At 26.9% G+C, this 13837-nt stretch carries 25 protein-coding genes; 6 read left to right on the top strand and 19 right to left on the bottom strand.

Annotated features, from left to right (window positions below; all coding sequences use genetic code 11):
- Position 1: 1 nt before the first annotated feature.
- The 15 genes from IC214_RS10210 to IC214_RS10140 all read right to left on the bottom strand — a co-directional run bounded on the left by IC214_RS10210 (position 2) and on the right by IC214_RS10140 (position 6356).
- Positions 2–241: a hypothetical protein gene (locus IC214_RS10210; protein ID WP_107578205.1), complete on the bottom strand. Its 240-nt coding sequence runs from the start codon at positions 239–241 to the stop codon at positions 2–4.
- A 95-nt stretch (positions 242–336) separates the two neighbouring features.
- On the bottom strand, positions 337–585 hold the full coding sequence (locus tag IC214_RS10205) for a hypothetical protein (protein ID WP_227866608.1): 249 nt from the start codon (positions 583–585) through the stop codon (positions 337–339).
- The gene (locus tag IC214_RS10200) at positions 585–914 is read right to left on the bottom strand and encodes a hypothetical protein (RefSeq protein WP_227866607.1); all 330 of its coding nucleotides are present in this window, start codon (positions 912–914) and stop codon (positions 585–587) included. The genes IC214_RS10205 and IC214_RS10200 overlap by 1 nt, the downstream gene beginning before the upstream one ends.
- Before the next feature lie 3 nt (positions 915–917).
- A complete protein-coding gene (locus tag IC214_RS10195) occupies positions 918–1181 on the bottom strand; it encodes a hypothetical protein (protein WP_227866606.1) in 264 nt (87 codons plus the stop codon).
- Complete coding sequence (locus tag IC214_RS10190; RefSeq protein WP_227866605.1) at positions 1169–1318, bottom strand: hypothetical protein; 150 nt, start codon at positions 1316–1318, stop codon at positions 1169–1171. The genes IC214_RS10195 and IC214_RS10190 overlap by 13 nt, the downstream gene beginning before the upstream one ends.
- A gap of 9 nt (positions 1319–1327) precedes the next feature.
- Complete coding sequence (locus tag IC214_RS10185; protein WP_227866604.1) at positions 1328–1702, bottom strand: hypothetical protein; 375 nt, start codon at positions 1700–1702, stop codon at positions 1328–1330.
- A gap of 12 nt (positions 1703–1714) precedes the next feature.
- Positions 1715–1972 carry a hypothetical protein gene (locus tag IC214_RS10180; protein WP_227866603.1) on the bottom strand — a complete coding sequence of 86 codons (258 nt, stop codon included), beginning with the start codon at positions 1970–1972 and terminating at the stop codon, positions 1715–1717.
- Between the two features lie 13 nt (positions 1973–1985).
- Positions 1986–2210: a hypothetical protein gene (locus IC214_RS10175; protein ID WP_227866602.1), complete on the bottom strand. Its 225-nt coding sequence runs from the start codon at positions 2208–2210 to the stop codon at positions 1986–1988.
- Positions 2211–2249: 39 nt separating this feature from the next.
- On the bottom strand, positions 2250–2501 hold the full coding sequence (locus IC214_RS10170; protein ID WP_227866601.1) for a hypothetical protein: 252 nt from the start codon (positions 2499–2501) through the stop codon (positions 2250–2252).
- 69 nt (positions 2502–2570) lie between these two features.
- Positions 2571–3365 carry a hypothetical protein gene (locus tag IC214_RS10165; RefSeq protein ID WP_227866600.1) on the bottom strand — a complete coding sequence of 265 codons (795 nt, stop codon included), beginning with the start codon at positions 3363–3365 and terminating at the stop codon, positions 2571–2573.
- A 14-nt stretch (positions 3366–3379) separates the two neighbouring features.
- A complete protein-coding gene (locus IC214_RS10160) occupies positions 3380–4222 on the bottom strand; it encodes a recombinase RecT (protein ID WP_227866599.1) in 843 nt (280 codons plus the stop codon).
- 12 nt (positions 4223–4234) lie between these two features.
- Entirely contained in the window at positions 4235–5197 is a 963-nt protein-coding gene (locus tag IC214_RS10155; protein WP_227866598.1) for a lambda-exonuclease family protein, read from the bottom strand.
- 134 nt (positions 5198–5331) lie between these two features.
- Positions 5332–5556, bottom strand: a complete 225-nt coding sequence (locus IC214_RS10150; protein WP_227859855.1) for a hypothetical protein — start codon at positions 5554–5556, stop codon at positions 5332–5334.
- Between the two features lie 132 nt (positions 5557–5688).
- Positions 5689–6018: a helix-turn-helix domain-containing protein gene (locus tag IC214_RS10145; RefSeq protein WP_227836282.1), complete on the bottom strand. Its 330-nt coding sequence runs from the start codon at positions 6016–6018 to the stop codon at positions 5689–5691.
- Between the two features lie 140 nt (positions 6019–6158).
- Positions 6159–6356: a helix-turn-helix domain-containing protein gene (locus tag IC214_RS10140; protein ID WP_227862575.1), complete on the bottom strand. Its 198-nt coding sequence runs from the start codon at positions 6354–6356 to the stop codon at positions 6159–6161.
- A 74-nt stretch (positions 6357–6430) separates the two neighbouring features.
- Here IC214_RS10140 and IC214_RS10135 point away from each other — a divergent pair, with 74 nt between their 5' ends.
- Positions 6431–6805 carry a DUF6173 family protein gene (locus tag IC214_RS10135; protein ID WP_227862574.1) on the top strand — a complete coding sequence of 125 codons (375 nt, stop codon included), beginning with the start codon at positions 6431–6433 and terminating at the stop codon, positions 6803–6805.
- Positions 6806–6814: 9 nt separating this feature from the next.
- On the opposite strand, the gene IC214_RS10130 is transcribed toward IC214_RS10135, so the two are convergent.
- The gene (locus tag IC214_RS10130; RefSeq protein ID WP_227862573.1) at positions 6815–7021 is read right to left on the bottom strand and encodes a hypothetical protein; all 207 of its coding nucleotides are present in this window, start codon (positions 7019–7021) and stop codon (positions 6815–6817) included.
- A 102-nt stretch (positions 7022–7123) separates the two neighbouring features.
- On the opposite strand from IC214_RS10130, the gene IC214_RS10125 reads away from it, so the two are divergent.
- The gene (locus IC214_RS10125) at positions 7124–7318 is read left to right on the top strand and encodes a hypothetical protein (protein ID WP_227853341.1); all 195 of its coding nucleotides are present in this window, start codon (positions 7124–7126) and stop codon (positions 7316–7318) included.
- Positions 7319–7400: 82 nt separating this feature from the next.
- Here the strand turns inward: IC214_RS10125 and IC214_RS10120 are convergent, their stop codons facing one another.
- On the bottom strand, positions 7401–8192 hold the full coding sequence (locus IC214_RS10120; RefSeq protein WP_227866597.1) for an ORF6N domain-containing protein: 792 nt from the start codon (positions 8190–8192) through the stop codon (positions 7401–7403).
- Between the two features lie 34 nt (positions 8193–8226).
- The gene (locus IC214_RS10115; RefSeq protein WP_022618278.1) at positions 8227–8415 is read right to left on the bottom strand and encodes a helix-turn-helix domain-containing protein; all 189 of its coding nucleotides are present in this window, start codon (positions 8413–8415) and stop codon (positions 8227–8229) included.
- Positions 8416–8576: 161 nt separating this feature from the next.
- On the opposite strand from IC214_RS10115, the gene IC214_RS10110 reads away from it, so the two are divergent.
- On the top strand, positions 8577–8909 hold the full coding sequence (locus tag IC214_RS10110; RefSeq protein WP_227866596.1) for a helix-turn-helix domain-containing protein: 333 nt from the start codon (positions 8577–8579) through the stop codon (positions 8907–8909).
- A 9-nt stretch (positions 8910–8918) separates the two neighbouring features.
- Here IC214_RS10110 and IC214_RS20870 read toward each other — a convergent pair whose 3' ends face one another.
- The gene (locus tag IC214_RS20870) at positions 8919–9053 is read right to left on the bottom strand and encodes a hypothetical protein (protein ID WP_255613158.1); all 135 of its coding nucleotides are present in this window, start codon (positions 9051–9053) and stop codon (positions 8919–8921) included.
- A 497-nt stretch (positions 9054–9550) separates the two neighbouring features.
- Between IC214_RS20870 and IC214_RS10105 the strand changes: the two genes are divergently transcribed.
- The 3 genes from IC214_RS10105 (at position 9551) to IC214_RS10095 (ending at position 13788) form a co-directional block, all read left to right on the top strand.
- Positions 9551–10999 (top strand): SAP domain-containing protein, encoded by a 1449-nt coding sequence (locus IC214_RS10105; RefSeq protein WP_227831655.1) that lies wholly within the window; start codon positions 9551–9553, stop codon positions 10997–10999.
- A gap of 268 nt (positions 11000–11267) precedes the next feature.
- Positions 11268–12932 (top strand): DUF4041 domain-containing protein, encoded by a 1665-nt coding sequence (locus tag IC214_RS10100; RefSeq protein WP_227866595.1) that lies wholly within the window; start codon positions 11268–11270, stop codon positions 12930–12932.
- A gap of 454 nt (positions 12933–13386) precedes the next feature.
- Entirely contained in the window at positions 13387–13788 is a 402-nt protein-coding gene (locus IC214_RS10095; RefSeq protein ID WP_227866594.1) for a type II toxin-antitoxin system HicB family antitoxin, read from the top strand.
- Positions 13789–13837 lie beyond the last annotated feature (49 nt).

Below are 13837 nucleotides of genomic sequence, written 5' to 3'. Positions count from 1 at the left end.
ATCACTCCTTGCACTCTCTAAATGATTCAACTACCATTTCAGTCTCTCCACTAGTATCTTCTGTAAAATCTATTTGTTTACCATTATAATCATTTACATAAGCTGCTATATCATATATTCTTTGACAATCTTGCTCTATATGATTACAAATATCATTTATACTAGTATCACTTGGAATTTCAATTATAACTTCATGTCTCAAAATCACTTTTTCTTCAAATTCAATTTTATATTTTTTCATTTTAAATCCTCCTTTATTTCGTTTTTGAGAGTCGCAAAACACTTAAACAATACTTTATATTAAGATACATTTTGAAACTCTCTAAACTGTTTTTGTTAGATATTTTCTGTATATAAAAATCCTTTCAATCTTTCTATTTCTTTAATTAGACTATCATTCCAAGTTTTTACAGCCACATCTCTACTTAAAGAAACAACATAATCAAAACGTTCTATATCCAACCTATTTTTGTTAATAGCTCTTAAAAATTGTCTATTCCTTCCTACTCTATATCTACCTTTTGTTTCCTCCAGTATTTCAACTTCTTCTAATCCTTGTGGACTACATATATAAAGCTTCTTCATTATTCTTCTACCTCCATTTCAAGCCATTTTTTTATTCCAGTTTCACAATCATATTCAATATCATTAATCTTGCAATCATAAACACAACATTCACATATATTTTTATCAAGAAAGAAATCTAGTAATTTATCAATGAATGACAAGTCTTTCTCTTTTAACTTTTCTTTAAGATTTTTATTTTCTTCTCTTAACTTACTAATTTCATTAAAGACATTTAAAAGTAACTTCGAATCAACTTCATCTTTTTCATTTAAATTCAATCTATACTCATAAATCCTACCAGCTATAAAACTTCCTACTATAAGTATTGCAACAGTTAATATATTCATTTCTCAACAACCATTTCTCATGCTAAATACTTTTCCACAGCAATCGCATTTACGGTCTTCTACCCAACTGTATCCAGTATTTTCAATCATAATTTTTATATCTTCATCTGTTTCATACCAATCAGAGCAACTTTTATTTTTCTTACTTTTGCAGTAAGGACATTTATAATCTTCTGAAAGTTTAAAGCTAGGTTTTTCTTTGTATCTTAATGCTAATCCATTTCCTGTTAATTTTGCTTTTTCTAAAATATCATTCAAGCATTCCATTTTTCTAACATCCCTTCATTCTCATATCTACTTAATATTTTTATAGCTGTATCAATTGCTTTATTGATTGAGCACTTTCTCTTTTTTATTATCTTTTCAGCTAATTTAATTACCTGCTCTACATTTGCTAATACCATATGTCACTCCTATATTTCATTCCATCTTAGTTTTGCATACTTAATATCATATTTACCTTCATATAACGTATTTTTATTCAAACAATAACTAATTGTAGTAGGTGAACATTTAAGTATTTTAGATAATTGAGACATATTCCCTAGTCCAATTCTTCTGTTTGTATTTATATCAACAACTTCTACATTCTTCTTTTTAATTCTTTCCTCTACAAAACTCAATACTGCATCTTCAAACTCAAAATAATGTTCATCATTTTTAAAACCTTTTCTTCTATAAACCTGTGATTTTATAAAATACTCTAAATCACTACCCCATACCATTCCTTCATTTACTAACTGATAAGCTATTTCAGAAGCTCTCTGTCTAGCTGTTTTACTCAACATTTCCTTAACCCCCTATTCAACTGGCATTTCAAATACTTTCTCTTGATTGTGTCTAACTCTGCAAGAATCTATATAATCCATTTTCACTCCACTTTCAATAAACTTCTGTATATCATTTAGCACTTGAATAGCTCTTTCTTCATTCTCATATTCACCTATTTTTCTAAAATCTGAACTACCTTTAAATATAGCTATTACCTCATTTATATCTACTTCAATTCTATTAACTTTCATTAAATCTAATCTATCTTGACTTCTAATTATTATCATTCCTAATAACCCCCTACTTTTTAACTTCAACACACCATTCTGGCACTATACCAAAATTAAACCAAAATTCATTCGGATAATGAACATAACCATCATCAAAGATTTTCTTAACAGTAAATTCAGTATTTTCAATATCGTCAATCCAAAGTTCTTTATATTTTTTGTACTGCTCCATACCATTACTTTTTATAAATTTCTCTTTATCAAATCTATAAGTTCTACCTATTTCAAATCTCATATTATTGGTCCTCACATTTTCTTAATAATTTCTATATTTTTAATCGCAGAAAGTTTTATTGCAATGTGGGCATCCAGTTGTAAGTTCTTTACCAGCTATATTAGCATATCCTTTTGAGTTTCTAGTTTCTTTAAAAAACCTTATCTCATAGTTTTGATAAATATTTCTTCCACATCTACAAATCCCATCCTTTGGTGCAAAATGAGGGTAATCTTTTTTCTTTGCAAGTTCTTTTTGTGACTTTATACATTTTGCTATTTCTTTATCCGTTATTTTTACTAATTCATTCATATTATTTACCTCCAATATTTTTAACTTCTAGGAAGTAATATTGTATAATTACTCCCTAGATTATTTAACTCAACTGAACTTCTCCTTCTGACTTTTCTTAATAATCTCGTCTAGCTCATCACTGGTATATTGAGTAAATGTTTCATCAAAGTTTCTAAATTTATTCTTATTAACTTGCTCGATATCCTTCTCTATAAAGTTTCTATTATCTCTATAAATTTTTTCTAGGAAACTGAATGCTTCACCCTTTTTCTCTATAAATATATCTACTGCTTTTGATAGTCTATTTTCATCCCAAACAGATACTTTCTTTTGCATATTATTACTTAACTTTAAATGTGTATTTTCTTCAATCATTTCTTTATTTTTATTCACTACAACACTTGTCTGTGTAGTATAGTTACAGGGTATAGTAGAAGGATATAGTAGATGGGTTTTTCGTTCCGGATTTATATCCGTTTGGGTCGGATTTATATCCGAAGGGTACGGATTTATATCCGAGCAGTCGGATTTATTTCCGACCTGTTGATAACTATCACTAATCAACTCTATGTACCTATATCCTAATTTATAGTAACTCCATGTACCGCCTTGCTTTAATGTAGCATGTTCTAATATACCTATTTTATCTAGCTTTTTGAGTACTCTATAAATAGTGTCATGCTTCTCTGTATAAAGAATTGGTAGCTCTTTAATAACTCCTGAATAATCAACCCAATAATATTCAATTCCATTAATAAGTTTTCTTGCCATCCTGCCACTACCTAGAAAATCTACAAACCATCTCAATATAAGTAAATCTTTTGTGTTTAATCCTAATTCTACTGCCTTTTTCTGACTGAATCCTAATATTGTATATTTCAAGGTGACTCACCTACTTAATCAACATTTATAGCTTCTTCCACACTAACTTGACCATCTATATTCTCTATGTCTTCTTTTACCTCAAAATCAGCTTCTAAACTTTCACTTTCATCTACAACCATACTCATATCTTCATCTATTTCAGATTTTATTGTTTCATCTCCCACCATAGCTTTTTGTAGTTCTATACTAAGTGGTGCATATTTTAATAACTGTTTTATAACTGTCTTTTTTGCCATTGAGTCAAAATCGGTTTGCCATGGTCCACTACTGTAACTTTTACTTTTATTCTTAGCAAACTCTATGATTTCATCTTTAGTCATAAAAGAGAAACTATGTCCTCCTGTATCCAAATGATATACTGCATAATATCCAATTATTTCCCCTCTATCACCGTTTAGCTTAGGTTCATGAACTAAATCTTGATGAAGACCATATTTAATCTCAAACTTGTCATTCTCTCTTATTTTATGAGCATATATAGTTTTTATCTTTCCACTTCTTTGTGCTAATTCTAAAAGACCTTTATATCCAATTTGGAATTGTACTTTATTTCCATATGGGATTAAATATGCTTGACCTAAAGGTGTATTAGGCTCAAGCCCCAATTGAGCTGACTCCATCATTGAGGCTATAAAACTCATAGGTTCACATGATTGTAATCTTGGATTATTACTAAAAGCTGTTAATGCAACTCTTTGAAATCTTTCACTTGAAACCATACTAGGTAAAGCTTTTTTTATCTGACTTGCCATCTTATTCATAAGTTGTTCCATACCTTTACTTGGGCTCACCTTAACTGTGTTTGTTCCTGTGACTCTCTTTTCTAATGCTCCTTTTGCTTTTTCACTAGCCATATATACTACCTCCTATTTTATTTTGAATGTTCTGTATGAACTTATATTTGTATATTTTTCTGCTATATCAGGCATTTCTTCTTTTAATCTCTTGGTATCAATGGACCTTTTAGTAGCTCCTTTCCAAGTTATCATTCTTCCGTCTAATGTAGCTAACTCAAACTCTCTCATTTCACTTTGTATTTCTTGTTCTATTAGTTGTTTCTCTCCTTTTAATTCCTTCATTTGAGAAACTATTTCATCATATCTTTTTAACTTTGAAATACCATCTTCAAGTAGATTTAGTTCAATTTTCTCTTTGACTGAGTTTTTATATCTTGCTTTTAAATATTCACTATAAGCATCTGAACCATCAGGAATTGGTAAAATGTCTTTTACTACATTCTCTTCCCAGAACTCAGATTCTATCTTCATCAGATTTTCAATTACTTCTTCATCTCTATTTATCTTGTGCCATACAAACTTTTCATTTCCAAGAAGTGCTGCTATATAACAATGTGTAGCTCCTGTGACAGCCATATAGTGTAAACATTGTATTTCATAATGAAGTGGAACTCCATTTTCCCATTCTTTTATAGAAAAACTATTTGTTGTCTTACATTCTAGAAAAGCTTTTTCTCCTACTATAGCTCTGTCTATATTAGCTATTGCAAAAGGATACTTTTCATTTTTCAACATTCCGTTTACATTACGGACCTTAAGACCAGTTTCTTCTGTAAAAAGTTCTGCAACTAATCCTTCTAATCTATTTCCTAATTCCATTCTGAAACTTTTAGTTTCTATTGGTATTTCCTCTTTCTTTTCTATATATACTTGAACAGAAGTTTTCCAGGGATTTAATCCTGCTACTGCTGACGCATCGCTACCTCCTATTCCTAATTGTCTATTTTTAAGCCAATCAGTTTTATCTATATTTTTAGTATCAGTTACTACAAAAGCATCTAAATATTTTCTACGACTTGAATTTTTATTCATTTTATGGTATCCTCCTAAGTAATCGTTTTTTAGTTGTGTTGGTTACTTCGACCAGCACTTTTTTTATTGAAATAATTCTACTAAATATATTGCAAATAAACCTAATATTATTAAAGCTGCCATTTTATTTCCTCCTAAGGTAAAACTTTAATCTTATAATAGTTATCTTGAATATCTTCTACTGTTAATGCTTGATACTCAATACAACCCATCTCTTTATCAAAATAAGCTAAGTTTAATTCATTTTCAGTTGATACAACTATAATGCAATCTCTTTCGCCTTCATATAATGAATTTATTCTTATTGTTTTACCTACTTCAAGATTTTCTAAATTAAAAGTAATTTTTAAAACTTCCATGTTTAATCCCCCTTAAAGTTCAAGACCTCTTTGCTTGCATTCTTCCATATAACTTATACACTCTATATAAAATTTTGGTGTAGGTACTTTTTTATGTTTTTTACAGAATCTTAGAAACCATCTTAGAGTCATTTAAATCACCCCCTTTCTCTTTTTCATTACATTTCTATCTTTCATTGCATTTTTCATTACATATTCTTCAAAAGAAATCAAATCTATCCTATATGAACTACCCAAAGGAATTACAGTATAATGTTTTTGTGCCATTGCTTCTCTTATCATGTTTCTTGCAGTTGAATCAGACACTTTTAGGTACTCACGGAACTCCTTTACTGTAACTAAATCCATTCTTTTAATTCCTTCTCTATCTAAAAACATCTTTATGATGTCTGTTGTATCATCTCTTTGCATTAATTCTTGCACTAAATCTTTTGTGTCTATGAATTGTAATGCTGTGCTCATTTTTATCTCACCCTTTCTGTATATGTAGATTTATTATTTAAAGAAAACTTTGCTAAATTCAATTCCTAAAAAGTAGAAAATTAAAATTAGAACTGCTCTAAGTAATAATGCTTTTTCTTTATTTTTCATTTTTATCACTCCTATCTTCCAACTAATTCATCTAATGTAATGTCTAAATAGTCAGCTATTTTTATTAAAGTGTTTATGGTTGGATTTTTCTTTTCATTTCTTAAAATCTTATAGAATCCACTTACATCTATCCCCAATTCTTTTGCTAATTTATAAGGTTTTATATTTCTTTTTCTTAGTATTTGACTTATATTGTCACCTATTAACACTTAATCACCTCAGTTCTACATGGTATAATATAAATATGGAATATATTCTAAAATTTTTAAGAGGATGGTGTATTATGCAATTTCCAAACAAAATATCTAAAGAATTGCAAGAAGCTATAAGAAAGTCAGTCTCTGATACTTCTAATACAGAGCATTTTTTCTATGCTGAATTTCAATATGAAATTATTCTTAAATCCATAGAAGAATTTGAAAAAGAACTTGATGATGAACATGAAATTGCTCTAAAACTGACTAATTTCGGAAAAGATGTATTAATGATTGTTGAAGAAATAGGTTATCATAATCCTTGCCTAATTCACTACTATGGTATAGTAAATGGAGTTTATTCTGAAATTCTTCAACACACATCACAAATAAACTTTATGATAACTTCAGTAAGGAAAACTGACCCTTTAAAACCTGCTAGAAGAATAGGTTTTAAGTTGTAAATATTATCCTTATTTCCTAATTCTTTCTTTAGTAATTTCACTAATTTTTCTTTTTTCTTTTTTATTCATCTCATGTAAATACAAAACCATACATTGGTACATGCAATCTATAAAATCACTATTTGATTGAGCTATTAACTGGCTAAATAACTGTGCTTGTAATTGGTTTTCAAGCATGGTTATTCTTTTCTCTATTTCTTCTATCTTTTCTCTCATATAGTTCACTCCTTTTTGAATATCCTGTATCTATTTCTTAACACATTATCTCAATACACCATGTTATAATTAACTTAAATTCTAATGGAAGCTGGTGTTATCATGAAATTTGTTTATGTTAAGATATTTAATAACTGGATTGATATAACTGATATTGGCACTATAAATGGTTGTAATGCAGTAGAATATATTAATGGGAACCTTGATGAGATGTACTCTAGTAATTATGTTTCTGTAGATTACAAAGATAAAAACTATTGCATTCATCCATCATGTATTCAAATAGTTACAAAATAAAGTGTTTATCTCTCTTTAAAAAACTTTTAAGGGAGATATTTTTATTCTATATTTAATTTTCAAAGTGCTAGTTCAATTTAAACTAATTCTTACTTAAATCACTTGATATTCCGTATTTTAAAGCCATGTCTTTTACAATGGTCACATAACCCTCTATAAGCTTTTTATCGTCTTGTATTACATCTAAATTATTCACCTTATCTCTTTTAGATTCAGATACCCCTTCTTCTGCCATCTTTCTTCTTTTATTGATTAATCTTCGATTTAAGTCAACTCCAAACCTATTGTTTAGTAACTCGTAACTTTCTCTTCTAAGCATGTTTATATGTTCAAAACCACCTTGCTGTTTTGCTATTCTTGCAATTAGTTGTTGTGTATCCTTTCTCCAGTCTGTAGCATTTAATGAAACAACTTCTTTTATTGTTTTAACTTCTGTTTTTACTTCTAATGCTATATTATTTGCTTGATTAACTTGTAATCTTAAATCTTTCATTTCTTTTAAACTTTCTATTAATACATCTTCTATACAAGATGGTTTGTGTTGCTTAACCTTAAAATATGTTTCTTCTAAATTATCAAACTGCTCCCAAGCTTTGTCTGTGTCAAGAATCTTGCAATGTCTATTTGCCCCTCTTTCAGTCCAAAGATACATTTTAGAAGTAAATTTTAGGTTTTCATATTCTGTATGAATACCTTTAAAATTTTTTAAGTCATCACCTTGCAATAAGAAATAATGTTTACCTTCAATAAATCTCTCTTTATTATTATTAAAATTGTTACTTATATTTCTTGCATCTGTTTCATATACGTCTGCTAGTTGCTGTGTAGTTAGAACTCTTTCATTGTTTCTTTCTATTACTTGTAAGTTATTCATTTAATAACCCTCCCTTTTATCACTTTAAGTGATATTATTGTTTAAAAAAAATGTTCATGTCTTCGTTTGGGAATGTATTTTTAAATTTCTCTAAAAACCCTCTTCCTGGTTTTTTAAAATTTCCTTCTATCTTTGAATAATAAGACTTGGATATACCTATTCTTTCAGCTAATTGTTTTTGGGTTAGCCCTAAATTTTTTCTAAAATTTGATAACTCTTTCATGTTACACCTCGCCTTCACTATTTGTGATAAATTAATAATATCACTTTAAGTGAATATAGTCAACACTTTTTATCTCTTTTAGTGAAGTTTTCTAAAAAAAGATTTATTTGTATCACTGTTAGTGATACAATCTTAGTATAAATATGACAAGGAGTGATATTATGTTTTCTAATAGATTAAGAGAATTACGAAAGCAAAAAGGTTTAACACAAATGGAATTGGCAAAATTATTAAATTGTTCTTTGAGTAAAATTGCAATGCTAGAAACAGATAAAAGAGACCCTGTAAAAGAAGATTTGCTAAGATTTTCAGAAATTTTTGATGTATCTATTGATTATCTTTTAGGGAAAGATAATCTAGACTTAAATCCTCGACTGAACAAAGAAATGGAACAAGCTTTGCACAAATTATACTCTTTAGATGAAGAAAATAGAAAAGCAATAGAGAAAATTATTGATAATGCTTATTATAAAATAATAAATGAAGAAAAATAAAAGAGCTTTTTACACTCTTTTATTTTTTTTGTTGTCAGCTTCATGATTGATTAATTTTATTATATATTCATATTTTTGTGGTTCTGATTTAAATATCTTTTCTAATTTAGCCTTATTCTTTTTTAAATACTCATCTTTCTTCAACTATACCATCCCCCTGTTACAAGAACTTACGTTCTTATTTTTAGTTAAAAACTCCCAACAATTTTTAATAAAGCTTATGTAATTATATCCTTTTATTTCTAGAAATATTTTTAGATTATTCAGAATTGTCTTTGATAATTATCTTACTTACATAATAATACTTTTGATTTGTTAATGCAATAAAAAACTCGGAATTGTAATGAAAAAATCGAATTTTGTAGTCAGTTGTAAGTTTTTTCCAATTGAATATATTATTAATCGAGTTTTTTATTATATTTTTTTATGAAAACCTATTTTTATAATATTTTTTATAATAATTAACACGATGCTTATTTTACTTTTTATAACTTGTAAATATAGTATTCTTTTAAAAATATTTAATTCTATATTTTTCCCAATATATATATTCTTTGTATGGAAAATTTTATATACTTAAATTACTATCATAAGATAAAATATATTAGAAATTAATTAAATCCAGAAAGGAGTAATTTTTTATGAGCATTTTAAATCTATTTAGAAAAAATAAAAACAAAAATAATATTGATTGCAATGAAAAATCAAATAAATCAAAACAAACCTATAATAACACTATGACACCTTCACAAGAATGTAATTCTATTTCATCTCATAATGTAGAAGTAACAAATGAAATTAATAAAGTATTGAATGTGGGTTATAATGATACAACAGATTTATATGAACTAGAAAAACAAGCAAGAGAAAAATCGGATGCTTTATATGATATACATACTAATAGTGTTAGTGAGTTTAACCCACAAAGCAATATATTAGAAACAGATACTAAACCACTTACATCAATAGAAAAATCTTTCTTAAAATACATAATTGGAGAAAATATATGTGAGCCTTATATAGCAGCTTATTGGACATATGAATATAATATTAACTATTCATATTTAATTTCTAAGTTTTTCAATATGGATTATCTTAAGATTTCAAATTACATTGAAGACCTTACTAAATTAACAGTTTCTGAATTGAAAGAAATATTAAAATCTAATAATATTAAATCAACTGGTAAAAAGGCTGAATTAATAGAAAGGATAGAAAAAGAAATCTCATGTGAAGATTTATCTATTTTTTTTAGTAGCTCCAACAAATATTATGCTTTAACAGATAAAGGAAAAGAGCTGTTGAAAAATGTACATAAATCTGCTACTAAAAACATTGACCTAGAAGACCAGTGTTTAGAATTAATTTATACTGATAAATATGAGGACGCATATAACTTAATTTGTAAATATGAATCCTCTAAAAATATCCCAAGAGGAATTAATGTAAACTGGGAAAGTCATAAAATTACACCTGCACAAATTAGGTCTTACAAAACCATAAAAGAATTAGACATAAACTTAAAAGACATACTCTTAGATAATATAATTAAATCATCCTATATACTTTGTGATATGTTAGGAAATAATGCCAAAACTTCTATACTAGTAAAGCGTTTAGTAGGAGAAAAAATTGATAATATAGAAATTAATAATGCCATAAATAGTATAAATGATGTAATATACAATCACTCTACTATAATATATAGTGAGACTGATAGTAGTAGTAATAAAAATTTACATTATATAGACATTGTTAAAAATAACAAATCAATACCATTCGAAATTAATAATAAAAATTACAACTTCAAAATTAATGAAAATGAAATCTACTTTTTTAATATACTTAAAATTAAAATGTATGAAAATGAATTAAAAAATAATTTTGTCTTTGATAGAATGTCAGATGGAGTATTCAACGCATTTGATGCTTCAGGCAACTTCATTGGTAAAGTTAAATTGCAAGGTAGAAAAAAATGGATAATGTACATGAAAAATGAATTTGGTTCAGAACATATTTATGGCGAATTAATTCACTTAATTGATGGTATTGATGCTTGGATTGAATGTTCAAAAGAATATCTAAAATAGCAAAAAGAGCCACTTAAAATGATTAAAACTCATTTTAAATGGCTTTTCTTTATGCTCAAAATACTGATAACATACGTGTAAGAATGCTCTATTATTTTTTAATTTCGGTTAACATATCCTTATAATCCAATTGAATTCTTTTAAATAATTACCATTTTGTTTTATTCTTACGTTTTTTTGCAAATATATGGAAATTATGCATAAAATTTTATATACTTAAATTGTTATTATCATAAAGTAGAACAAAAAAATAAAAAGGAGTTTTAATATGAACAATGAAAATGAACAGTTAAAAAGTGATTTACTCATCAACGATGAAAAAATCAAAAATCTTAATTTCAGGATACCTTGGTACTACTCTTTATGGACTATATCCCTACTAATTCTTTCTACATTTTCAACATACTCTATATCATTTATAGTTGCAATAATATTCTTATTCAAAAGAAATAAGATAATGAAAAAACATAAAGATAGTATTAGTATGTTATTATCTGATGTCGAAAAAATCAATAATAAATATATTTCATTAAATGATGAAATTAAAATGAAAGAAAAACACTTTAAAGATTTATGTGAATCAAATGAAAAAACTTTAAAAGAATTATCCAATCTATTAGATAAAAAGAAAACTGAAATCGATAAATTTGATTCAGAAAACCAAGATAAATTTAAACTTATTGAAGAATTAAAAATAGAAAAAGAAAGACTTGATAATCTTATAAAGGATAAAAATATACTTAAGGATAATATTAATACTTTAAACTCTCATTTAGAAGAATTAAAAGATGAGAGGGAAGAACTTAGAGATATAAATGAAACTTTAAAAAATAAAAAAGAAGCGCTAAAAAGGCTATCAGAGGAATTAATACAGACTGAAGATGAAGTTCTACTTCAATCATTCGGATTATATAATCCAAAATATGATTTTGAGAATTCTGACGAGTATATGGAAAAATTAAAAGAAATAAGAGAAATGCAAAAACTATTAATAAGAAATAAAACAGGTGTAAAATATTCTGATTCTTGGACTGTTGATGGAAGCGTTCAAAAAGGTAGAACTATGACTAATCAAAATATTAAAACAGCTCTTAAGCTCTTCAATAGTGAGTGTGACATTGCTATGTCAAAAGTTAGTTTTAAAAATATTGATGCTGTAGAAAAAAGAATACGAAAAGCATTTACTGATACAAATAAATTAAATACTTCAAATAAAGTTTCTATAAAAGAAAACTATCTTAATTTGAAAATAGATGAGCTTTATTTATATTATGAATACCTTCAAATGAAAGAAGAAGAAAAAGAAGAACAAAGAGCTTTGAGAGAACAAATGAAAGAAGAAGCTCTTGTTCAAAAAGAAATAGAAAATCAAAAAAGAAAACTAAAAAAAGAAGAATTACAATTTAAGAATGAATTACTTAGACTAAAATCAACTATACCAGAAGATGAAAACGACAAATTAGAATGGGAACAAAAAATCAATTCTATAGAAGAAAAACTAGCTTTACTATCAAAAGATTTAGATGATGTATTAAATAGAGAACAAAATACAAGAGCAGGACATGTATACATAATCTCCAATATTGGTAGTTTTGGAGAAAATATATATAAAATAGGAGTAACTAGAAGATTAGACCCAACTGAGAGAATAAATGAATTAAGTAGTGCATCAGTTCCTTTCAAATATGATATACATGCAACTATATTTAGTGAAGATGCGCCTAAATTAGAGTCAGCTTTACATAAAGCTTTTGATAATAAAAGAGTTAATAAGGTAAATAATAGAAAAGAATTCTTCGAAGTTACTCTTGATGAAATAAGGTCAGAAGTTGAGAAAAATTTCGATAAGACTGTAGAATATACAAAATTAGCAGAAGCACAAGAATATAGACAAACGTTAAAAATACAAGAATTAAATAATAAATTAGCTTAAATATATTCAAACAATTATAATTTAATAAAATATTATTTTTGAATATCTGTACAAATTTGTGATATAATAATAGCAAGGAGATAAAATTTACTTTGTAAAAGGTGAATTTCTCTAATTGATTAGAATTTAAAAGTTATTTCTTTAAATCACCCTTATTGGCGTTTGGGTGATTTTTTATTTTCTCGTAAATGTAAGCTGACACAATTCCAGCTACTATACTCAATAAAAAGTTAATTAACATATAAATTCACCTCCTTCCTATATTGGAATTTGGCGTTTATATGAGAAAATCACCCTTAGCTTTTCAATTTTATTTTCCTTGCTAAAAATATTATAACATATAATTCTTACATATTTTACCTATATATTACATTTAAATTTCTATTTTAGTTTATTCTTCTTATTTACACGTATATAAGCACGTTTTATAATATAACTGTAAGGAGTTGATAAAATGAAAAAAGATATATATTTATATCCTGCTATACTAAGCTATGATAGCGATAGTATTTCTGTAGAATTTCCTGATTTGCCAGGTTGCCTTACATGTGGAGATACAACAGAAGAAGCCTTGAAGATGGCAAAGGAAGCATTAGGGCTACATCTGTATGGCATGGAAGAAGATGATGACATAATACCTAATCCAACGACTATAGATAAATTAAACTTAGAGAAAAATCAAATACCTACTTTAATAGAGATATATATGCCTATTCACAGAAAAGCTATAGAGAATTATTCTGTTAAAAAAACTCTCACTATCCCACAATGGCTTAATAGAGAAGCTGAAAAAAATAAGGTTAATTTTTCTCAGATACTTCAAGAAGCTTTAAAAAATCATCTTAATATTCATTAGATATAATTAGAGCAGTTCGACTGCTCTTTTATATAAAACTTATAAAGGG

This window comes from Clostridioides sp. ES-S-0190-01 (genome assembly GCF_020658275.1).
Classification (GTDB): Bacteria; Bacillota; Clostridia; order Peptostreptococcales; family Peptostreptococcaceae; genus Clostridioides.
The sequence above is the reverse complement of the archived record's forward strand: the minus strand, read 5'-3'. Positions and strand labels throughout refer to the sequence as shown.